Here is a 20,983-nt window from a genome sequence, read left to right on the forward strand (position 1 = left end):
GTACGAGCTCCCCCGTGCATCCCTTCCGGGGCCCGTCCCGGAAACACGCGCACGCTAACAACGATCACTGTTTCCGTCAATGATCTTGTGCGGAATTCGGGATTCCCCCGCGGGGCCGACAGTTCGCCAATGCGGGAATCCGTTGAATTTCACGCAAATTCAACGGGCACGCGAAAGAATTTCCGCAATCCATCGGCTCAGGCCGTGGCGATGACCACCGTCGCGTAGAGCTCCTCCGAGGTGACCGTCCGGGTCGTGAGGCCCGCGGCGGCCAGGGCCGCCGCCGTCGACGGGCACTGCCGGGTGCTCGTCTCGATCAGGAGCCGCCCGCCCGGGGCCAGCCAGCGCGGGGCGCCCGCCGCGACCCGGCGGTGGATGTCCAGGCCGTCCGCGCCCCCGTCGAGGGAGACCAGCGGCTCGTGGTCCCGCGCCTCGGACGGCATGAGCCCGATCTCCTCCGTGGGCACGTACGGGGCATTGACCACCAGCACGTCCACCCGGCCGAGCAGGGAGGCGGGGAGCGGCGCGTACAGGTCGCCCTCCCAGACCGTGCCGCCGAACGGGGCCACGTTGCGGCGCGCGTACGCCAGCGCGGCCGGGTCTATGTCCGCCGCGTGGAGCTCCACCCCGCCCGGGGTCCGCGCCGCCACGGCCGCGCCCAGGGCGCCGACTCCGCAGCACAGGTCGAGCACCACCGCTCCGGGCCGGGCCAGTGCGACGGCCTCCTCCACGAGGAACTCGGTGCGCCGGCGCGGTACGAAGGCCCCCTCGCCCACCTCCATGCGCAGCCCGCAGAACTCCGCCCACCCCACGACGTGTTCCAGCGGTTCACCGCCCACCCGGCGGTCCAACAGCTCCGCCAGGTGGGCGTCGTCCCGGGCCGCCCCGCTCAGCAGCTCCGCCTCCTCCTCCGCGAAGACGCAGCCCGCCGCGCGCAGGGCTTCCACCAGTGACATCGATTGCGTCAAACAGCTCAGTCCTCGGTACTCGTTGCCGGTTGCCGGTTGCCGGTTGCCGGTTGCCGGTTGCCCAGCAGTTGCTCAGTGATTCAGAAGACGTCCGGGCACCACGGTCGGCGGGCCGTGCGGAACACCGCGTCCGCCAGCGCCACCGCCCCCGGCCGCCGCTCCGTCACGCGGCCCAGCGCCGCCAGCCGCTGCGCCGACTCGTCGCCCAGGTACAGCGCGCCCAGCTCGGCGACGTCCAGGCTCAGGTCGGCCGGCTCCCCGGTCCGCTCGCACGCGGCGGTGCCCGCGTCCAGCCGGTAGCGGCCGTCCGACAGCCCCGCCGCGTCCGTGACCTCCAGTACGAGGATCCCCGGCACCGCGTACGTCCGCGCGCGCAGGGCCCGTACGGCGTCCAGCACCCGCACCCACAGGAAGTCCGCGGCCGTGACGATCCGGGCGGAACGCGGGTCGGGCAGCAGCTGGGCGACGAGGTCGTCGGGTGCCCGGTAGCCGGTGCGGACCTTGGCCACCCAGTCGATCGAGCACAGGAACTGCCACAGCGCCCGCTCCGCCTGCGGAGTGACCGCCACCAGGTCCTTGACCTGCACGGTGTTCTGCGGAACCTTCGCGTCCGTCCAGTGGTCGTCGGCCCCGTACGCGGCCAGCCCGGCCACCTCACCGGCCGCCGTGCGGTACACCGCGAAGAACTTCTCCTTGTACGGGCGGTACGAGATCTCCTCCAACCCGGTCGCCAGGCTCCACCAGCGCGCGTCCCGGTTCACGACGCCGTGGGTGCGCGCCCGCAGCCGTTCGTGCAGCTCCGGCCCGACCCGCCGGACCTCGGCCGCGTCCACCAGGTCGATCCGGCCGCCGTCCACGGGAGCCGCCAGCCGCCGGTCCAGTCCGGTGTTCGGTACGTCGATCTCCCATTCCGAGATGGAGGCCGCGGGCCCGTACCCGTAGCGCCCGTAGATCGGGTACTCGGCGGCGATCAGCGTCGACAGCACGTCGCCGCGCTTCTTGGCGGCGGCGAGCTCGCCGCCCATCATCCGGGACAGCAGTCCCTGGCGGCGGTGCGTGGGCAGCACGCCCACGTTGGAGATCGCACTGGAGGGGACGGACGCCCCGCCGGGCACGGTCAGTTGCTGCGCGAAGGAGCGGAAGGCGGCGACGCAGCGGCCGGTGTCGGAGTCGAACGCGCCCAGTGTGCGGGCGAGATCGTTGTACTTGGCCCGCTGGGCCACGTCGGAGTCGGTCACTCCGGTCGCGGTCAGGAAACCGGTGTTCACGGTTCGCAGCCAGTCGGGGAGCTCGGATTCGGCGATCGGCCGGACATCAGCACTCATGGCCGCCCACGCTAACGGCCCGACCGTCGCCCGGTCGCCCGATTTTCCGCCGCGCGCCCGCTGCCCTGCGCGCGCGGCCTCGCGGCCCCGCTCTGCCCCCGCTCCGCCTTCCCTACGCCAGCAGGTCGTCCACCTGGGCCTCCCCTTCCCGGTACCGCCGGGTGATCTCCGCGCTGCAGTCGTCCACCGTCCGCTGGAGCTGCCGGCGGCGCCGCGAGACCTGCTGCTCGTAGCGCACCAGCCGGGCCATCCCGTCGTACAGCTCGTCGTCCGTGCGCGCGCTCAGGTCCGACAGCTCGACGTCGGCCAGCATCTCCGCCGCCAGCAGCCGGTATTCCTCGCTGTGCGGGGTGCCGAGCGTGACGTGCCGGGCGGACGCGCTGCGGCTGGAGGGGGCGTCGGCGAGGATCTCCGACAGCCGGTCCACCCGGTCCGCCACCGGCGCCTCCGGGTCGGCGCGCCGGGCCAGCTCGGCCCGCAGGATGTCGATGCGGCCCTGGAGCAGACGGCGCACATAGCTCAGATCGGCCTCGTCGCGCTGCGCGTCGCGGCGCAGCGCGCGCAGTTCCGGCAGCCCGAGCGCGGCCGTGCGACCCTCCGGCCCCGGCTGCTCGCCCGTGCGCTGCGCGGGCGGTCGTACCGCGGCAGCTGCGATGGAGGCGGGTGATTCAGGTACGGAGGTACCAGAAGTATTCATACGAACGAGTCCGTCCCCTCGACCGGTGCGGCGCACCCGCACCGCCTGCGTGCATCGTGCCACTCTCCGTGGTCCCGACGCAGTGCTACGCCACCCGATCGGCCCCGGACGGGTGCACGCCTGGTACACAGGTGGTATGCGAGCTGTGGTGCAGAGGGTGGACGGCGCGAGCGTCGTCGTGGGCGGCGAGACCGTGGGCGAGATCGTCGGCGAGGGGCTGTGCGTGCTGGTGGGGGTGACCCACGACGACACCCCGGAGAAGGCGGCGCTGCTGGCGCGCAAGCTGTGGTCGGTGCGGATCCTGGAGGCGGAGAAGTCCTGCAGCGACATCAACGCCCCAATGCTGGTGATCTCCCAGTTCACGCTCTACGGGGACGCGCGCAAGGGCCGCCGCCCCACCTGGAACGCGGCGGCGCCCGGCCCGGTGGCCGAGCCGCTGGTGGACGAGGTCGTGGCGCAGCTGCGGGCGCTGGGCGCGACGGTGGAGACGGGCCGGTTCGGCGCGGACATGCGGGTCTCGCTGACCAACCACGGCCCGTTCACCATCGTCATCGACATCTAGCGGGCGGGAACCAGGGCGCGGGAACTACGGCGCTACGACGACCTCCTGCGCGGCAGCCGTCCCGCCGGCCAGCAGCGGCGCGTCCACCGGCACGTTCCGCTTGACCAGCGCGAGCGCGATCGGGCCCAGCTCGTGGTGGCGCACGGCCGTGGTCACGAAGCCCAGCTGCCGGCCCTCCTCCCCGTCGGCGGCGAGCCGGACGGGCGCGCCGTGCGCCGGGAGGAGCACCTCGGAGCCGTCGAGGTGCAGGAAGACGAGGCGGCGCGGGGGCTTCCCCAGGTTGTGGACGCGGGCCACCGTCTCCTGGCCGCGGTAGCACCCCTTCTGGAGGTGGACGGCGGTGCCGATCCAGCCCAGCTCGTGCGGGATGGTCCGGTGGTCGGTCTCCAGCCCGAGCCGCGGCCGGTGCGCCTCGACGCGCAGGGCCTCGTACGCGAGGAGCCCGGCGACCGGGCCGTGCGAGGCGGCGAAGGCCTCCAGGTCGGCGCGGGGCAGGAACACGTCGCGGCCGTGCGCGGTCTCCCGTACGACGAGCTCCTTGGGGACCTCGGCGATGGACCCGGCCGGCAGGTGCACGACGGCGAACTCGTCGGTGCGGTCGGCGACTTCGACACGGTAGAAGAACTTCATCGCCTCCAGGTAGGCGATCAGCGCCTCCTGGGTGCCGGGCTCCACGTGCGCCCAGGTGGTCTCGCCGTCGTCGACGAGGTACAGGGCGTGCTCGATGTGGCCGTTGGCGGAGAGGATCAGCGCCTCGGTGGCCTGGCCCGCGGGGAGTTCGGTGAGGTGCTGGGTGAGCAGCAGGTGCAGCCAGCTCAGCCGCTCCGGTCCGCTGACGGTGACGACTCCGCGGTGCGAGAGGTCGACGAAGCCGCGGCCGTCCGCGAGGGCGCGTTGTTCGCCGTACAGCTCGCCGTAGTGGGCGGCGACGCCCTCGTCGCGGCCTTCGGCCTGCACGGCGCCGGGGAGGTGGAGCAAAGGGCTGCTGGTCATGGGACCAAGCGTACGACTCGGCTACGCGTGGCCGTCACGATGTTTGGCGGCGCACTTCTTGCAGAGGCCGAAGATCGCGAAATGCTTCATGTCGGTCTCGAAGCCGAAGGTGGCACGAAGCTTCGCGGTGAACTCGGCGGCGATGTCCACGTCCGCCTCGATGACGTCTTCGCATTCGCGGCAGACCAGGTGGATGTGGTGGTGCCGGTCGGCGAGGTGGTAGGTGGGGGCGCCGTGCCCGAGGTGGGCGTGCGAGACGAGTTTGAGCTCCTCGAGGAGCTCGAGGGTGCGGTAGACGGTGGAGATGTTGACCCCGGAGGCGGTCTTGCGCACCTGGGCGAGGATCTCGTCCGGGGTGGCGTGTTCCAGGGCGTCGACCGCTTCCAGCACGAGCTGGCGCTGCGGTGTCAGCCGGTATCCGCGCTGCCGCAGGTCGCTCTTCCAGTCGGTGCCCTCAGTGCCCTCAGTGCTGACCACCCGGCCAGTGTAAGCGCGCGGAGGGGACCGTGGGCGAGCCCCCGGTCCCCTCCGTCAGCGCATCCGCGGTTCAGCGGGTCAGCGGGTCAGCGGAAGAAGGCGATGCCGTCGTCCGGCATGTCCGGGAGGTTGCGCGCCATCTCGGCGACCTCCTCGGGCGTGACGACCTTCTTCAGCTGGGCCGACATGTACGGGCGCAGCTCGACGTCCGGCGTGGCCTTCTCGCCGACCCACATCAGGTCGCTCTTCACGTAGCCGTAGAGCCGCTTGCCGCCGCTGTACGGGCCGGAGGCCGCCGTGCGCGCGACGGCGTCCGTGACCAGGTCGATCTGCGGCTTCTGGTCGGCGAGATCGCCGTACCAGACCTCGACGACGCCCTGGTCGCGGACCATGACGACCTCGACCTTGCGGTCCTTGTCGATGCGCCAGTAGCCCGACTCGGACTCCAGCGGCCGCACCTTGTTGCCCTCGGCGTCGAGGACCCAGGTGTGAGAGGTGTACTCCAGGAAGTCCCGGCCGTCGTGGCCGAAGACGACCTCCTGGCCGAAGTTGCACTTCTCCTCACCGGGGAAGTCGAAGACTCCCGCGCCCTCCCAGGTACCGAGGAGGAAGGCCAGGGGGACGAGGCCGGGGTTCAGGTCGGACGGGATCTGGATCATGAATGGCTGCTCAGGCGATCTGTGGGAGGGGTTCCGGGCGGTCTGCTGGGCCGGGCTGTCGAGCCGAGGCTCAGCGCTGACCCTGGTACAGCTTCTTGACCGCCAGGACGGTGAAGGCCATGACGCCGACGCAGACCAGGACCAGCAGGGAGGTGAAGACTGCCTCAAGCACGGGGTGCTCCTCGGAATTCGTTTCTGGGGCTGTACGGGGCCGGTCCCCAAGCCTACTGGCCCGGGGACCGGCGCACCGTGTGAGGTCGGCCGTACCGCCGATCAGTCCCGATCGGTGCCGGTCAGTGCAGCAGCTGGTTCTGCAGGATCACCGTCTGGTGGAACGGGACGGTCGCCACCTCGCCCTTGCGGGTCTGGAAGATCACGGCCTGGAGGTCGCCCGCCTGGATGCAGCCGGCCTTCACCTGCTCGTCGCCGACCGGCTTGGCCTCCGCGAAGAGCGAGACGTCACCCAGGTCCGGTGCGGGCTGGGAGGTCTTGGCCTTGCCCCAGGTGTCGTCGCCCTCGATGCGGTTAACGCCGTTCACGTTCATGTTGGCGCCGCAGCCCTCGAAGAGGTCGGTGAAGCCGGAGGCGTGGAAGCGCAGCAGGTAGATCCGGGTGCGGGTGCCGTCGGGCGTCACCCAGCCGCGGGCCACGATCTGGCGCAGCCCGTCGTCGACGAAGGCCTGCTTCATCTTGGCCCGCGCCGTGGACTCGTACTCCTCCAGGAAGGTGTCCGGGGACACCACCGAGTCCTTCTCCAGCTTCAGCGCGGGGTCCTGCGTGGACCCCTTCGGGGCCGGGAGGAGGAGTTCGGCGGCGGCCGCGTAGTGGATGCCGTCCTCGTTGTCCTCGGCGAAGGGCTGGGCGGCGCCGGGCGGCAGCACGGGCTTGGCCAGCGCCGGGAAGACCCAGCGGCCGTCGTCCTTCGTGGAGAGCCCGGGGACGTCCGTGCGCTCGGGCCGCATGAGCCCGTACGCGACACCCGCGCCGGCGACGGCGAAGACGGTGACGGCGGCGGTCCAGCGGAGGAAGGCGAACAGCTTGCGGCGGTCCTTGGGAGCCGGCGTGCCCTGCGGGGCGTCGGCGGCGCCGGGCGCGCCGGGCGCCTGCGGGGCCGCGAAGGCGGCCAGGGTGTCGGTGGCGGCCGGTGCCTGCGCCTGCGCCGGTACCGCGTCCTGCGGGGCGGGGGCCGCGAGGGTCTCGGGGGACTGCGCCTGCGCGGGCACCGCGTCCTGCGGGGCGGGGGCCTTGACGGTGTCGACCGGTTCCGGAGCGGCTCCGGTCGTGTTCTGCTCGGTCACACGCTCTCCCCGGGGGACTTCAGGTGGGTCAGCTGCTTCTTGAAGAACGCCGCGGCGTCGGAGCCGGAGAAGGGCTTGGGCCCGTACGCGCGGAAGTTGACCAGCACGTCGCCTTCGATCGCCACGCATTCGAGCGAGTCGATCTTCTCCTTCTTCTCCTCACCGATGGCGAGGAGGGAGCACTTGGCGTCCGGGAAACCGTCGATCTTCGGTGCGTCGCGGCCGTCACCGAGGAGGTCGATGAACTTCTTGCTGACCTCCGAGAACTTCCCGAGGGCCTGCGGGTCGGCCTGCATGATGCGGACCTCGTACACCACCCGGCCGCTGGTGTTGGCGTAGCTGCGCCCGGCCAGGCCCTTGAGCTTCAGCTCGGCCAGCGCCTCGTCGCGCTGCTTGCGCTCCTTGCTGGACAGGCCCTGGCGGGCGTCCTTGAAGCCCTGGACGGCGTTCTCTCCGGAGACGAAGAAGTTGTTGCCGTCGTCGGCGAGGTCGGGGCCGAGGGTGAAGGCGCTCGGCAGCGGGAGCAGCTTGCCCGAGAGCTCGTTCGACGGCACGGCGGCCGGCGGCTCGTCGCTCTCGGTCTTTTCGCCGTCGGCGACCCAGTAGCGGGTGGGCGCGGTGCGGTCGGCGTCCCCGATCGCGGCGGCGCCCCATGCGCCGCCGCCCAGCAGGGCGGCGGCGGCCACGCCCGCGGCGACGAGTCCGAGGGCCTTGCGGTTGAGCTTGCGCGCGGGCTTCACCGGCTCGGCCGGAACCTCGGGCGCCGCGGCGGCCTCGGGCAGTACGCCGACCTCGGGCGCCACGGCGGTCACGGGCGCTTCGGAAACCACGGGAGCCTCAGAAGCCGGGGCAGCAGGGGCCGCTTCGGGAGCCGCAGGAGCCGCGGGAGCCGGGGTCGATTCGTTCTGCGGCTCGCTCACAGTCGCTCCAGCTGTCGCTTGGCCAGGTCGATGACGTCGCTCTCCGAGACCTTGCCCCGGTTCTCGACGTAGAAGATGTCCAGGACGATGTCTCCGCGGCGGGCGATGGCCCGTCCCTCGCGGATCGGGTAGTAACCCGGGTCCTCGGTGACCTCCGAGTCCACCCAGACGTGCCCGAGGTCACCGGAGATCCCCGGGATCGGCACGCCCTCGTTGCCCGCGTACTTCTTCTCGGGCATGTAGGAGGACTGGTCCTGCTGGTAGTCCTCCGCGCCGGAGAAGTCCTTGAACTGGATCAGGTGCACCTCGACGAAGACCCGGTCGTTCACGACCCACGCGGTCGAGGCGAGCCGGCGGACGTCGTTCGTCGCGAGGTTGCGGAAGGCGTGGTCCGGGTTCTCGAAGTTCGTCGCGAAGAAATCCAGCGAGTCGTATCCGGCGCCGTCGACCTTCGCCCCGCTCGGCGCCTCGATGAGGAGCTTGCTGAGGTCGTCGTCCGTCTTGTGCCAGCGATTGGCGTTGATCGTCTTGTTCGTCGTCGCGGCGTCGGGCGCCAGCGCCTTCGGCGTCACCAGCTTCTGCTGGGCCAGCGGCGGCAGCGGGGTCGGTTCGCGGTGGTACTGGACCGCGTAGCCGGTGACCGTGCCGGCGAGGACGCCGAGGACGGCCGCACCCGCGATCAAGAGCGTCGTACGGCCGCGCCGGCGGCGCGGGACGGCTGCGGCCTCGGGGCCGGCGGCCGGAGTGGAGAGCAGGTCCGGAGTATCCGATTCCGGTGCGTTCTCCGCCTCTTTCCGCTGCTCGGGGATGGTCTGTTCGTGTTCCAAAGGAGTCCCCCACAGGACTGGAGGCACAGGTTGAATACCCGTGCCTACGCATGACCGATTCCAGGGGGGAGCGGTTGTATGAATGCTTATTACATTCTTATCTCGCCGGGTTCACCGGGTTCACTCCTCGCGGCGGCGCTTTCCGTCCAGCTCGTCCCACCACTCGTCGGACTTCGGATCGCCCGAGGGGTCGTCCCACCACCGGTCGTCCGGGCCTCGCCGGTTGGCGATCATCGCGGCCACCGGCGGGATGACCATCGCCACCACGCACAGGGCCACCGCGGCCTCCACCGAGAACAGCCGCACGAAGGACCAGGCGGAGACGAAGAGGAACAGACATACGCCCATGAGCAGGAAATAGGTGCGCCGACGCCGCGCGTACATGTCTTCAGCGTAGAGCCCGGACGGCGACGGCACGAAGGGCCGCACCCCGTTCCAGTGGCGTCCAACCCCCTGGGGTGCGGCCCTTCGGCCGGTCATGCAGTGATGCGGTGACTCGGTGATTCAGTGCGTGGGCACGGTCGGTCAGACCGCGATCGCCACGTCCGTCACGCCACCGGCCTCGGCGACCACGACGGCGCGGTCGGCCTTGGCACCCGGGACGAGCGCACGCAGCGTCCAGGAGCCGGGGGCCGCGTAGAAGCGGAACTGGCCGGTGGCCGAGGTCGGGACCTCGGCGGTGAACTCGCCGGTCGAGTCCAGCAGGCGGACGTAGCCGGACACCGGCTCGCCGCCCTGGGTGATCTGGCCCTGGATCGCGGTCTCACCGGGCTTCAGCGTCGCGAGGTCGGGCCCGCCGATCTGTGCTCCACACATGTTCTCTGTCCTGTCCTAGAGAGGTCGTACGTGTACTACGAGGGCGTCGCGTGCCCGCGGAATTACTTGTTGGCGCCGAGCTCGATCGGCACGCCGACCAGCGAGCCGTACTCGGTCCACGAACCGTCGTAGTTCTTGACGTTCTCCTGGCCCAGGAGCTCGTGCAGCACGAACCACGTGAGCGCGGAGCGCTCACCGATGCGGCAGTAGGCGATGGTGTCCTTCGACAGGTCGACCTGCTCGGCCTGGTACAGGGCGGTCAGCTCTTCGTCGGACTTGAAGGTGCCGTCGTCGTTGGCGTTCTTCGACCACGGGATGTTGCGGGCGCTCGGGATGTGGCCCGGACGCTGCGACTGCTCCTGCGGGAGGTGCGCCGGGGCGAGCAGCTTGCCGCTGAACTCGTCGGGCGAACGCACGTCGACCAGGTTCTTCGAACCGATCGCGGCGACGGCGTCGTCGCGGAAGGCGCGGATCGAGGTGTCCTGGGCCTTGGCCTTGTACTCGGTGGCCGGGCGGTTCGGGACGTCCTTGCCGTCGACCAGGTCGCGGGAGTCGAGCTCCCACTTCTTGCGGCCGCCGTCGAGCAGGCGGACGTCCTGGTGGCCGTAGAGCTTGAAGTACCAGTAGGCGTAGGACGCGAACCAGTTGTTGTTGCCGCCGTAGAGGACGACGGTGTCGTCGTTGGAGATGCCCTTGGCGGAGAGGAGCTTCTCGAAGCCCTCCTGGTCCACGAAGTCACGGCGGACCGGGTCCTGGAGGTCGCTCTTCCAGTCGATCCGGACGGCGTTGGTGATGTGGTTCTTGTCGTACGCGGACGTGTCCTCGTCCACCTCGACGATGACGACGTTGGCGTCGTTCAGGTGGGCCTCGACCCAGTCGGCGTCTACGAGGACGTCGCTGCGGCTCATGGTGTTCTCCTCCGGGGCAGTGTGCGGCGGGGCTGTACGGGTACTGCGCGGTGCTGCTGCGTGCCTGCGGGTGTGCTCAGGAACTCCCCCAGCTACCGCTGGGAGGTGCCCCCAACGCGGGGAGGCGTCAGGGATCAGGAGGCGGGTGCAGTCACGCGGGAAGGGCCGGTCGGGCGGCCGTCGTCCGGTCGTATGGAGCGGGATCGCTCACAAGTCACATGGATCGACAGAGCATGGCGGCGACGCGACACAGGTCTACTGCCCGCCGCTTCGTGAGGTCCGCCTGCTGATGCTTCATAGCCATGGATCGTAGGGACGAATCAGCCGCCCTGTCACCGGTGTGTCATATTCCGAGACAGGATCGTCCGGATAGTGGGATAAGAACCCTCCGCGCGGCCGCCGCGCCGCCCCGGAGAGGCCCTGAGCGGCCCGTTCTTCTGCGGAGCGGACCGCTCCGTCTCACGATCCGGCCAGCACCACGTTCGAACCGCCCAGTTCGAGGCGCAGACCGGCTTCGTCCGAGGTCAGGGCGGTGAGCTGGAGCCCGGCCGGCAGGCCGTCGCCGAGGCTGCGGTCGAAGTCGGTCCGCTTGCGGATCATCCGTTCGAGTCCGGGGATGCCCTCGCCCGGCACCTCATCGGCGCGCACCCGGACGGTCTTGCCGCCCTTCGCCCCGTCCGTGCCCTCCCCGTCCACCAGGGTGACGGTCGACACGACGTGGCGGGTGAGGGTCCTGCCGAACACCTCCACGGCCACGGTGACCTTCACCTTCCCGGGCGCGCCGCCGTAGGACAGGGTCGCGTCGGTCTGCGAGGCCGCCGTGAGGTCCGCGTACGAGATGAGCCCGGAGCCCTCGGCCCGCCGGGCGGTGCCGCCGCCGTAGTCCTCGTCGAGCTTCACCCCGCGGAAGCTCGCGTCGAGCTCCGAGAGGCGCGTCTTGCGGCCATCCGCCGTCACCTCGACGCCCCGCAGCTTCAGGTCCACCCGGTCCAGGTCGTGGCTGAGCGCCTGCGTCAGGAAGGGGAACCCGTGGATGTCCACCTCGGAGCCGGCGACGGTCCCCCGCTGGGCCTTGATCTTGTCGGCCAGCCGGTTCTCGGCGTAGTTCACCGACCAGCGGTCCACGCCGGTGAACAGGGCCCCCAGCACCACTGCGATGATCACGACGACACGCAGAATCCGCACGTGCCCCTCCCCCTGGTTGTCGGTCCGTGCGACCTAGTGGAACACGCCCGATGTCGGGCAGAGATCAGCTCACCACCCGGCCGATGAGGTACACGGCGGGAGCCGCCACCGCGAGCGGCAGCGCGACGCCCGCCGTCATGTGCACGAACTTCGACGGATAGTCGTACGCGGCCACGCGCAGCCCGATCAGGGCGCACACCCCGGCCGCGAGCCCGACCAGCGCACCTCCCATGCCGACGTCGGTGAGCCCGCCGACGACGAGGCCCGCGCCCGCGGCCGCGGCCAGCGAGACCCCAACCGAAGGGGCCGTGGGCAGCGGCAGGGCGCGGGTGAACACGGCCACGGCGACGGCCACGGCGCCCACCGAGACGGCCGCGGTGTCGGCGGCGAGGTAGCCGGCGCAGACGATGGCGACGGCGGCGGAGGCCACCGAGGCCATCAGGCCGTACATCCGCTCGTCGGGGTCCGCGTGGCTGCGCAGCTGGAGGACGAGGGTGATCAGCACCCACGCGCCGAGGGTGCCGATGATCGCGCCGGGGCCGTACGAGTCGTCCACTGCGAGCACGGCGGCGTCGGCGACGAGGGCTCCGGCGAAGGCGAGGGCGATGCCCTGGCGGGCCGGCCACATGCCGTTGAGGCGGAACCAGCCGGCCGCGGTGAGCCCCTGGAGGGCCACCAGCGGCACCAGGACGGCGTACTGGCCGAGGAAGGCGGCGAGGGCCAGCAGCAGGCCGAGGGCGGCGGTCAGTATGGCCGACTGCGGTCCGGGGTCGATGATCGGCGACCGGCCCTCGGCGCGGGCCTGGGCCGGGTCGACGGCGCGCAGCGTGTTCCCGGCGAGGGTGGGCGGCGACCAGGCCGAGTCGTCCGCGGGGTCGCCTGCGGCGGGCTCGGGGGTGGGGGCGGGGGTCGGAGCCGGTGCCTGCGGCGGGAGATAGGCCGTCTGCTCGGCGGCCGCCTCCGGCTGCTGGCCGGGGCCCGGGTAGGGCGGCAGGTAGGCGGTCTCGTCCACCGAGACGGCCGTCCCGGCGCCGCCCTGGGACCAGTCCGGGGCGGGAGCGGGCGCCGGAACCTCGTCCCGGAACCAGCCCTCGGGCACGGCCGACTGCGGCTGCTGCGGCTGCACCGGGGCCTCCTGGTACGGCGGCAGGTAGGCCGTCTCCTCGGCGGAGGCCCGGGCGGCCGCGGGCTGCGGCGCGGCGGCCTGCGGGCCGGGGTACGGCGGAAGGTACGCGGTCTCCGCGGCGGAAGCCGGGGCGGGGACGGACACCTCGGGGCCCGGGTACGGCGGAAGGTACGCGGTCTCCGCGGCGGAAGCCGGGGCGGGGACGGAGGCCTCCGGGCCCGGGTACGGCGGAAGGTACGCGGTCTCCGCGGCGGAAGCCGGGGCGGGGACGGACACCTCGGGGCCCGGGTACGGCGGAAGGTACGCGGTCTCCGCGGCGGAAGCCGGGGCCGGAACGGACACCTCGGGGCCGGGGTAGGGCGGAAGGTACGCGGTCTCCGCGGCCGAGGGCGGGGCCTGCGGCTCGGGGCTCGTGTAGGGCGACGCGTACGCGGAGCCCGCGCCCTGGGACCAGTCCTGGGCGGGAGCCGGGGCCGGGACCTCGTCCCGGAACCAGCCCTCGGGGGCGGAAGGCTGCCCCGCCGGGTCCTGGGCCTGCTGGTACGGCGCCGGGTCCTGGGCCTGCTGGGCCGGGTACGACGGATAGGCCTCGGCAGCCGGCCCCTCGGGCCACGCGGCACCCGCACCGGCGGAGCCGGAGTCGGAGCCGTCCGGCCACGGGCTACCGGCCTGGGCGGCAGGCGGGACCGGGCTCTCGGGCCACGCGGCGCCCGGGGCGCTCCCGCCGGCGGCACCGGCCGGCGCCTCGTCGCGGAACCAGCCCTCCGGAGCCACCGGCTGGCCCGGGACCGCGCCCAGCGGCGGCTGCACCGGCTGGTAGCCCGTGTCCCAGGTGTCGGACTGCCAGGTCTGGGTCCCGTACGGATCCTGGTGCGGCTGCTGCTGATGTTGCTGCTGCTGCGACTGCTGTTGCTGCTGCTGCTGTTCCTCAGGCGTGCTCATGGGTTTCCGCTCACCCGCCCGCGAACGGCGGGAGCACCTCTACGGTGCCCCCCTCGGTCAGCAGGACGGCGTCGTGCGGGCGCTTGCCCACCGGCTCGTGGTTCACGAGGAAGGAGCAGCGCAGCAGGACCCGGGTCAGTTCCCCGGGGTGGCGTTCCCGCACGGCGTCGAGCGCCTCGGCCAGTGTGCGCGCCGAGTACGGCTCCTCCGCCGTCTTGGCCGCGGCCTTGGCCGCCGCCCAGTAGCGGATGGTTCCGGTTGCCACTGCAGCTCCTATCGTCGGCTCTCTACCGTCCGCCTCCATGATGGCCCCTCGGGCGGCCGACCCCGGCGTGCTTCCGCGCGCCCCGGGTGCGCCCGGTCGGCCCTCCGGCACAGCTCGCAGGGCCCCCGATCCGGTGAAACCGGGGCATACGCAGGACACGGGCGTGGCAGGAACCACAGAATCGGAAGTGGAAGAGGCCTCGGCCCGGAAAGGGCCGGTGGGCTATTCTGCTGGGCATGAGGATCCGGGCAACGTTGCCCCCGGGTCCTTTTGTGCTTTCAGCACGTTGAACGAAGCGGGAACACCGGCATCCCCCGCGGGCCCCAGGGCGCGGGGCCGCGAGGACGCCGGCGGGACCGAGAACGACACCGTACGAAGCAGTACCACGCACGTCCTCGACGGGACCGAGGAGGAACCGACGTGATGGACCAGCGAACCGTGCAGCACCGTCCGACCCGGGCAGGTGGTCGGGCATGAGCTCTCTCCTGCTGCTCACCAACGCCCTGCAGCCGTCCACCGAGGTGCTGCCCGCCCTCGGCCTGCTGCTGCACAACGTCCGGGTGGCCCCGGCCGAGGGACCGGCACTCGTGGACACCCCGGGCGCCGACGTGATCCTCGTGGACGGCCGCCGCGACCTGCCGCAAGTGCGGTCGCTGTGCCAGCTGCTCCGCTCCACCGGGCCGGGCTGCCCGCTGATCCTCGTCGTCACCGAGGGTGGTCTGGCCGCCGTCACCGCCGACTGGGGCATCGACGACGTACTGCTGGACACCGCGGGCCCCGCCGAGGTCGAGGCACGGCTGCGGCTGGCCACCGGCCGGCAGCAGCTGGGCTCGGACGACTCCCCGATGGAGATCCGCAACGGCGACCTGTCGGTCGACGAGGCCACGTACTCGGCGAAGCTGAAGGGCCGGGTCCTGGACCTGACCTTCAAGGAGTTCGAGCTGCTCAAATACCTCGCGCAGCACCCGGGCCGGGTCTTCACCCGCGCGCAGCTGCTCCAGGAGGTCTGGGGCTACGACTACTTCGGCGGCACCCGCACGGTCGACGTGCACGTACGACGGCTGCGCGCGAAACTCGGCCCCGAGCACGAGTCGCTGATCGGCACGGTCCGTAACGTCGGCTACCGGTTCGTGACCCCGGAGAAGGTGGAGCGGGCGGCGGCCGAAGCCGCGGCCCAGGCCGCCGCGAAGGCCGCCGCCCAGGCGTCCGCGCAGGCCTCGGCACAGGCCGCCGCGGCCGTCACCCGGTCGGCCGAAGATCCTGTGAGCATCCACTCGGCAGGACGCCCTGCCCAGAGGTAGGTCACCCCGCGTAGACTCCGGCGTGTGGCCAAGGTGACGCGGGATGACGTGGCGCGACTTGCGGGTACCTCTACCGCCGTCGTGAGCTACGTCATCAACAACGGACCCCGGCCGGTTGCCCCGGCCACGCGCGAGCGTGTCCTCGCCGCGATCAAGGATCTGGGCTACCGCCCGGACCGGGTCGCGCAGGCGATGGCGTCGCGGCGCACCGACCTCATAGGCATGATCGTCCCCGACGCCCGTCAGCCGTTCTTCGCGGAGATGGCGCACGCGGTCGAACAGGCCGCCGCCGACCGCGGAAAGATGGTGCTGGTCGGCAACTCCGACTACCGCACCGAGCGCGAGGTCCACTACCTGCGGGCCTTCCTCGGCATGCGGGTCTCCGGCCTGATCCTGGTCAGCCAGGGCATGAGCGAGCAGGCCGCCTCGGAGATCGAGGCCTGGGACGCCCGGGTGGTGCTGCTGCACGAGCGCCCGGAGGCCATCGACGACGTCGCCGTCATCACGGACGACATCGGCGGGGCCCAGATGGCGACCCGGCACCTGCTGGAACACGGCCACGCGTACGTCGCCTGCATCGGCGGGGTCGAGAACACCCCGTCGGTCGGCGACCCGGTGGCCGACCACGTCGAGGGCTGGCGCCGGGCCATGCTGGAGTCCGGCCGCTCGACCGAAGGGCGCCTCATCGAGGCCCCGTACAACCGCTACGACGCGTACAAGGTCGCCCTGGATGTCCTGGCCCGACCGGACCGCCCGACGGCGATCTTCTGCGCCACGGACGACCAGGCCATCGGCGTGCTCCGGGCCGCGCGCGAGCTGCGCATCGACGTGCCCGGGGAACTGGCCGTGGCCGGCTTCGACGACGTCAAGGAGGCGGCCCTCACGGATCCGCCCCTGACCACCATCGCCTCGGACCGCCCGGCGATGGCCCGCGCGGCCGTGGACCTCGTCCTGGACGACGCCGTGCGGGTGACGGGCTCCCGGCGCGAGCGCCTGAAGCAGTTCCCGTCGGCCCTGGTGATCCGCCGCTCCTGCGGCTGCCGCTAGGCCGTCGGTTCGGCGGGGCGGCGGGGGCTGTTCACTCCACGAAGGCCATCGCCAGGACCGGGAGGAACAGGAAGCCGAGGATGGCCGCGGCGATCGCCGTCCAGGCCAGCAGGACCTTCCCGGCGGCCAGGCAGATCTTGGCGAACGCCTTCAGCGCGCTGAGCACCACTTGCCCACCCCCCTCCTCGACTTGAACGCGTTCAACATACCGGAGGGCGAGGCTCCGGGAAACCGCCCTTATATCGGGCATACGCGGTTCTGTCGGGCTTCTCAGGCCAGACTCAGGAAGCTCTCATGATCGGCCTCCAGAGTCGTAGCCATGACCGAGAGCTTCCGCCGCGAAGGCGAGTACCCCCAGGAACACCGCCCCCAGCCCGCGCCGTTCGGCGAGGACTGGCAGCGGGGACGTGACCGGCTGGCACAGGACACCGCGGCCGCCGCCGGGTCGTACCCGCCGCCGCCCTCCTACCCGCCCGCCGCACCCGGTTGGCACGAGGCGCACCAGCCCCCGGTGATCCAGGGCGAGACGGTCCCACCGGCACCGGTCCCGGCGGCGACAGCAACGAGCGGCTCCGGCGGCTGGGGCACCTGGGGTGCCGCCCCGCACGGGCCCGCCCACGCCGCCTCCCCCGCGCCCCGCGCCAAGAAGCCCGTAGCGCTGCTGGCCGCCGTGGCGCTCGCCGCGGCCGTGGTCGGCGGCGGCACCGCGGCCGCCGTCCAGCAGCTGATGGGCACCCAGAACAGCGCCGGCGGCGGCGTCAACGGCACCAACGTCTCGCAGTCGAGCAACGGCACCGTCTCCGGCGTCGCCGAGCAGGTCAGCCCCTCCGTGGTCCGCATCGACACCCGCACCGCCTCCGGTCAGGGCACCGGCTCCGGCATCGTCGTCACCGCCGACGGCGAGATCGTCACCAACAACCACGTCGTGAACGGCGCCTCCGAGATCGAGGTGACGATGAGCGACGGCAAGAAGTACAAGGCCAAGATCGTCGGCACCGACCCCGACAAGGACCTGGCCCTCATCAAGCTCCAGGGCGCCGGCGGCCTCAAGCCCGCCACCTTCGGCAACTCCGACAACGTCAAGGTCGGCGACCAGGTCGTCGCCATCGGCTCCCCCGACCGCCTCACCGGCACCGTCACCAGCGGCATCGTCTCGGCGCTGAACCGCGACGTCACCGTCGACAAGTCCGAGCAGCGCCAGTCCCCCCAGCAGGGCACCGGCGGCTGGCCGTTCTCCTTCGGCGGTCAGCAGTTCAACGGCAGGACCGGCTCGGACACCGCCACCTACAAGGCCATCCAGACGGACGCCTCCCTCAACCCCGGCAACTCCGGCGGCGCCCTCGTCAACATGAACGGCGAGATCGTCGGCATGCCCTCCGCGATCTACTCCCCCGCCAGTGACAGCTCCGCCGCCGGCAGCGTCGGCCTCGGCTTCGCCATCCCGGTCAACACGATCAAGGCCGACCTGGACTCCCTCCGCAAGGGCGGCCCCGGTGGCAACGGCTCCTCCGACACCGGCGGCTCCGCCACCAACGGCTACGGCACCTCGTACTAGTCCGTCGTGCAAGGCTGGGAATCCGCCCGCACCGAACACCACCACCAGGGGGACCGGCCATGAATGCCGAAGGCGAAGCGTCACGGATCCTCGTCGTCGACGACGAGCCCGCCGTACGCGAGGCCCTGCGCCGCAGCCTCGCCTTCGAGGGATACGCCGTGCAGACCGCCGTCGACGGGCTCGACGCCCTCGACAAGGCGGCCTCGTACGCCCCCGAGCTGATCGTCCTGGACATCCAGATGCCCCGCATGGACGGTCTGACCGCGGCCCGCCGGCTGCGCTCCTCCGGCAGCGTCACCCCGATCCTGATGCTCACCGCCCGGGACACCGTCGGCGACCGCGTCACCGGCCTCGACGCGGGCGCCGACGACTACCTCGTCAAGCCGTTCGAGCTCGACGAGCTCTTCGCCCGCGTCCGCGCCCTGCTGCGCCGCAGCTCGTACGCCGCCCCGCGCCCCGGCGCGGCGGAGCCCGAGGACGCGCTGACCTTCGGCGACCTGCGCATGGACCTCGCGACCCGCGAGGTCACCCGGGGCGGGCGCCCGGTGGAGCTGACGCGTACGGAATTCACGCTGCTGGAGATGTTCCTGGCCCACCCGCGCCAGGTCCTGACCCGCGAGCAGATCCTCAAGACCGTCTGGGGCTTCGACTTCGAACCCAGCTCCAACTCCCTGGACGTGTACGTGATGTACCTGCGCCGCAAGACCGAGGCCGGCGGCGAAGCCCGCGTGGTCCACACCGTGCGCGGCGTGGGCTACGTACTGCGCGCCGGCGAGAGCGGGCCCGAGTGAGCCGGTTCGACCCGGCCGCCCGGTTCCGCGCCCTCCCGCTGCGCTCGCGCCTGGCGCTGCTGGTCACGGTGGCGGTCGCACTCGCCGTCGCCGCCGTCGCCGCCGTGTCCTGGGTGATGGTGCGGGCCCAGTTGAACGACCAGTTGAACCGGTCGCTGATGGCGACGAACCCGACCGACCAGGTGCTGCGCACCCTTCGGGAGGGCTGCGCGCTCCCCGCCCAGACGCAGCCGGACATCGCCGGAAACCTGAACGCGACGGTCCAGATCGTCACCGCCGACGGCAAGCACTGCCGGGTGAGCGGGCGGACCGACCTCCCGGTCACCGAGACCGACAAGGACATCGCCGCCGGCCGCCAGGCCAAGGCCCTTTACGACTCGAGCACGGCCGACGGCGTCGACATGCGCGTCTACACCTTCACCGCTCAGACCCAGCCCGGCGCCCCGATCTTCGCGATTTCCGTGGCGAAGCCGCTGGCCGACATCGAGAAGCCCCTCTCCACCCTGGCCTGGGTCCTGCTCCTCGTCTCCGGCATCGGAGTCGTCGGCGCGGGCGCCGCCGGTCTGTGGGTGGCCCGTACCGGGCTGCGGCCCGTCGACGAACTCACCGACGCCGTCGAGCACATCGCCCGTACCGAGGACCTCACCGTCCGCATCCCCGACGAGGGCGAAGACGAGATCGCCCGCCTCTCGCGGTCCTTCAACTCGATGACGGCCGCCCTCGCCTCCTCCCAGGAGCGGCAGGCCCAGCTGATCGCGGACGCCGGGCACGAGCTGCGCACCCCGCTCACCTCGCTCCGTACGAACATCGAGCTCCTCGCGCGGAGCGAGGAGACCGGCCGGGCCATCCCGCCCGAGGACCGCAAGGAGCTTCTCGCCTCGGTCAAGGCGCAGATGACGGAACTCGCCGCGCTGATCGGGGACCTCCAGGAGCTGTCCCGGCCGGACGCGGCCTCGCCGGGGCCGCTCCAGGTGGTGGCCCTGCACGAGATCGCCGGAGCCGCGCTGTCCCGGGCCCGGCTGCGCGGTCCGGAGCTGACCTTCACCTCGGACCTGCGGCCCTGGTACGTCCGGGGCGAGGCGGCCGCGCTGGAGCGGGCGATGGTCAACGTCCTGGACAACGCGGTGAAGTTCAGCCCGCCGGGCGGCGCGGTCGAGGTGTCCCTGCGGGCCGGCGCGCTGACCGTACGGGACCACGGGCCCGGCATCCCGGACGAGGACCTCCCGCACGTCTTCGAGCGGTTCTGGCGCTCCCCGTCGGCCCGCGCCCTGCCCGGGAGCGGGCTCGGCCTGTCGATCGTGGCCCGTACGGCGGCCCGGGCGGGCGGCAGTGCCGAGCTGCGGGCGGCGGCCGACGGCGGCCCGGGCACGGAGGCGGTGCTCCGCATCCCGGGGGCACCCACGCCACCGCCCTCGGATCCGTCAGTTGTGCCGGATCAGTGAGGCGACCAGGCCGGACCGGGTGTTCGGGAAGTCCATCGGGACGATCCCGAGCCCGGTGCGGCCCGCCATCTCCCCGCCGTCGACGAAGGCGTGCACCTGGGGGTTGAGGCGGTCGGAGTTCCACCGCGGCGGCATGTAGGCCGAGGTGCTCGTGTAGTTCACGAAGAGCCTGCCGGGCTGCTGGACGGCCTTGCGGAAGTGGTTCTCGATCTTGCCGCGCTTGGCGAAGGGCTCGGCGTTCCAGTCGTCCTGGATGTCGAAGACGTTCCCGTCCCCGTACCGCAGGCCCGGCAGTCCGCCGTTGTCGGCGAGCAGGACCACCTTCCCGCGGGCCTGTCCGAGGTTCGGCAGCGCGTCGGCGATCCGGAAGAGCGGGCGCCAGCCGCGGTGGTCGAGGTAGTCGTCGAAGACAGCGCGGAACGTCGCGTCGCTGTCCGTCGAGTACTCCTGCTTGAGCCGCATCAGGACGGTCTCCCTGGGGTGCGCGGCGAGGAAGTTCGCGCAGGCGACGAGGACGTCCCCGAACATCAGGCCCTGGTAGAAGGAGCCGTGGTGGATGGCGAAGGAGCCGCCCGTCACCCGGCAGCGGACGTCGAGGAAGCGGATGCCGGAGTCGAGCTGCTCGGCGATCGAGGTGTTCTGGCAGGCCACGTAGAGCCCGCCCTGGCGGGCGCCGGAGTCGTGCGTGCCGGGGATGGTCATCCGCTGGAGGGCGGTGGAGTCGGGCAGGCCCGTCATCCAGTCCTGGGTGCCGAGTGCCGCCGCGGCGGCGGGTGGTGCGCCGAGCCCGATCGCGGCGCCGGCCGCCATCGCTCCGACCAGAAAAGCCCGCCGGTCCAGTCCGCTGCCCATGCCCGCCCCTTTGCCGACCCAGTGGTG

General features: G+C 72.0%; 24 protein-coding genes. 6 read left to right on the forward strand and 18 right to left on the reverse strand.

Annotation, left to right across the window (positions count from 1 at the left end):
• Positions 1–197: 197 nt before the first annotated feature.
• The 3 genes from OG625_RS17560 to OG625_RS17570 all read right to left on the reverse strand — a co-directional run bounded on the left by OG625_RS17560 (position 198) and on the right by OG625_RS17570 (position 2,990).
• Complete coding sequence (locus tag OG625_RS17560; RefSeq protein WP_329390745.1) at positions 198–956, reverse strand: putative protein N(5)-glutamine methyltransferase; 759 nt, start codon at positions 954–956, stop codon at positions 198–200.
• A gap of 92 nt (positions 957–1,048) precedes the next feature.
• The gene (locus OG625_RS17565; RefSeq protein WP_329381572.1) at positions 1,049–2,293 is read right to left on the reverse strand and encodes a GNAT family N-acetyltransferase; all 1,245 of its coding nucleotides are present in this window, start codon (positions 2,291–2,293) and stop codon (positions 1,049–1,051) included.
• Between the two features lie 112 nt (positions 2,294–2,405).
• On the reverse strand, positions 2,406–2,990 hold the full coding sequence (locus OG625_RS17570; RefSeq protein WP_329381574.1) for an RsiG family protein: 585 nt from the start codon (positions 2,988–2,990) through the stop codon (positions 2,406–2,408).
• Between the two features lie 136 nt (positions 2,991–3,126).
• On the opposite strand from OG625_RS17570, the gene dtd reads away from it, so the two are divergent.
• The gene (dtd, locus tag OG625_RS17575; protein ID WP_329381577.1) at positions 3,127–3,552 is read left to right on the forward strand and encodes a D-aminoacyl-tRNA deacylase; all 426 of its coding nucleotides are present in this window, start codon (positions 3,127–3,129) and stop codon (positions 3,550–3,552) included.
• 24 nt (positions 3,553–3,576) lie between these two features.
• On the opposite strand, the gene ygfZ is transcribed toward dtd, so the two are convergent.
• The 13 genes from ygfZ to OG625_RS17635 all read right to left on the reverse strand — a co-directional run bounded on the left by ygfZ (position 3,577) and on the right by OG625_RS17635 (position 13,968).
• Positions 3,577–4,545, reverse strand: a complete 969-nt coding sequence (gene ygfZ, locus OG625_RS17580; protein ID WP_329381579.1) for a CAF17-like 4Fe-4S cluster assembly/insertion protein YgfZ — start codon at positions 4,543–4,545, stop codon at positions 3,577–3,579.
• A gap of 21 nt (positions 4,546–4,566) precedes the next feature.
• On the reverse strand, positions 4,567–5,022 hold the full coding sequence (locus OG625_RS17585) for a Fur family transcriptional regulator (RefSeq protein WP_329381581.1): 456 nt from the start codon (positions 5,020–5,022) through the stop codon (positions 4,567–4,569).
• An 86-nt stretch (positions 5,023–5,108) separates the two neighbouring features.
• A complete protein-coding gene (locus OG625_RS17590; protein WP_329381583.1) occupies positions 5,109–5,681 on the reverse strand; it encodes an FABP family protein in 573 nt (190 codons plus the stop codon).
• Between the two features lie 293 nt (positions 5,682–5,974).
• Positions 5,975–6,979, reverse strand: a complete 1,005-nt coding sequence (locus OG625_RS17595; protein ID WP_329381584.1) for a hypothetical protein — start codon at positions 6,977–6,979, stop codon at positions 5,975–5,977.
• A complete protein-coding gene (locus OG625_RS17600; RefSeq protein ID WP_329381586.1) occupies positions 6,976–7,791 on the reverse strand; it encodes a hypothetical protein in 816 nt (271 codons plus the stop codon). Before OG625_RS17600 ends, OG625_RS17595 begins: the two co-directional genes overlap by 4 nt.
• A gap of 104 nt (positions 7,792–7,895) precedes the next feature.
• The gene (locus OG625_RS17605) at positions 7,896–8,726 is read right to left on the reverse strand and encodes a hypothetical protein (protein ID WP_329381589.1); all 831 of its coding nucleotides are present in this window, start codon (positions 8,724–8,726) and stop codon (positions 7,896–7,898) included.
• 120 nt (positions 8,727–8,846) lie between these two features.
• Positions 8,847–9,110, reverse strand: a complete 264-nt coding sequence (locus tag OG625_RS17610; protein ID WP_329381592.1) for a DUF3099 domain-containing protein — start codon at positions 9,108–9,110, stop codon at positions 8,847–8,849.
• A gap of 141 nt (positions 9,111–9,251) precedes the next feature.
• Positions 9,252–9,542 carry a DUF1416 domain-containing protein gene (locus OG625_RS17615; protein ID WP_329381595.1) on the reverse strand — a complete coding sequence of 97 codons (291 nt, stop codon included), beginning with the start codon at positions 9,540–9,542 and terminating at the stop codon, positions 9,252–9,254.
• Positions 9,543–9,604: 62 nt separating this feature from the next.
• Entirely contained in the window at positions 9,605–10,450 is an 846-nt protein-coding gene (locus OG625_RS17620) for a sulfurtransferase (protein WP_329381598.1), read from the reverse strand.
• 214 nt (positions 10,451–10,664) lie between these two features.
• On the reverse strand, positions 10,665–10,754 hold the full coding sequence (locus OG625_RS41450; protein WP_350875872.1) for an Ms5788A family Cys-rich leader peptide: 90 nt from the start codon (positions 10,752–10,754) through the stop codon (positions 10,665–10,667).
• A 155-nt stretch (positions 10,755–10,909) separates the two neighbouring features.
• Entirely contained in the window at positions 10,910–11,635 is a 726-nt protein-coding gene (locus tag OG625_RS17625) for an LmeA family phospholipid-binding protein (RefSeq protein ID WP_329381601.1), read from the reverse strand.
• Positions 11,636–11,699: 64 nt separating this feature from the next.
• The gene (locus OG625_RS17630) at positions 11,700–13,037 is read right to left on the reverse strand and encodes a hypothetical protein (protein WP_443067896.1); all 1,338 of its coding nucleotides are present in this window, start codon (positions 13,035–13,037) and stop codon (positions 11,700–11,702) included.
• Between the two features lie 676 nt (positions 13,038–13,713).
• The gene (locus OG625_RS17635; protein ID WP_329381604.1) at positions 13,714–13,968 is read right to left on the reverse strand and encodes a MoaD/ThiS family protein; all 255 of its coding nucleotides are present in this window, start codon (positions 13,966–13,968) and stop codon (positions 13,714–13,716) included.
• Between the two features lie 473 nt (positions 13,969–14,441).
• On the opposite strand from OG625_RS17635, the gene OG625_RS17640 reads away from it, so the two are divergent.
• Positions 14,442–15,269 carry a response regulator transcription factor gene (locus tag OG625_RS17640; RefSeq protein ID WP_329381606.1) on the forward strand — a complete coding sequence of 276 codons (828 nt, stop codon included), beginning with the start codon at positions 14,442–14,444 and terminating at the stop codon, positions 15,267–15,269.
• Positions 15,270–15,293: 24 nt separating this feature from the next.
• On the forward strand, positions 15,294–16,316 hold the full coding sequence (locus tag OG625_RS17645) for a LacI family DNA-binding transcriptional regulator (RefSeq protein ID WP_329381609.1): 1,023 nt from the start codon (positions 15,294–15,296) through the stop codon (positions 16,314–16,316).
• 31 nt (positions 16,317–16,347) lie between these two features.
• Here OG625_RS17645 and OG625_RS17650 read toward each other — a convergent pair whose 3' ends face one another.
• A complete protein-coding gene (locus OG625_RS17650; RefSeq protein ID WP_329381612.1) occupies positions 16,348–16,485 on the reverse strand; it encodes a hypothetical protein in 138 nt (45 codons plus the stop codon).
• Between the two features lie 150 nt (positions 16,486–16,635).
• Between OG625_RS17650 and OG625_RS17655 the strand changes: the two genes are divergently transcribed.
• Genes OG625_RS17655 through OG625_RS17665 form a run of 3 tightly spaced genes read left to right on the forward strand, consistent with a single transcriptional unit; the run spans position 16,636 to position 20,104 of the window.
• The gene (locus OG625_RS17655; RefSeq protein ID WP_329381615.1) at positions 16,636–17,871 is read left to right on the forward strand and encodes a S1C family serine protease; all 1,236 of its coding nucleotides are present in this window, start codon (positions 16,636–16,638) and stop codon (positions 17,869–17,871) included.
• Positions 17,872–17,930: 59 nt separating this feature from the next.
• Positions 17,931–18,662, forward strand: a complete 732-nt coding sequence (locus OG625_RS17660) for a response regulator transcription factor (protein ID WP_329381618.1) — start codon at positions 17,931–17,933, stop codon at positions 18,660–18,662.
• A complete protein-coding gene (locus tag OG625_RS17665) occupies positions 18,659–20,104 on the forward strand; it encodes a sensor histidine kinase (RefSeq protein WP_329381621.1) in 1,446 nt (481 codons plus the stop codon). The genes OG625_RS17660 and OG625_RS17665 overlap by 4 nt, the downstream gene beginning before the upstream one ends.
• Here OG625_RS17665 and OG625_RS17670 read toward each other — a convergent pair.
• Positions 20,084–20,956 (reverse strand): phosphatidylinositol-specific phospholipase C, encoded by an 873-nt coding sequence (locus OG625_RS17670; RefSeq protein WP_329381624.1) that lies wholly within the window; start codon positions 20,954–20,956, stop codon positions 20,084–20,086. The two genes, OG625_RS17665 and OG625_RS17670, sit on opposite strands and share 21 nt — an antisense overlap.
• Positions 20,957–20,983: the final 27 nt, after the last annotated feature.

It is taken from the genome of Streptomyces sp. NBC_01351 (assembly GCF_036237315.1).
In the GTDB taxonomy this organism is placed as follows: Bacteria; Actinomycetota; Actinomycetes; order Streptomycetales; family Streptomycetaceae; genus Streptomyces.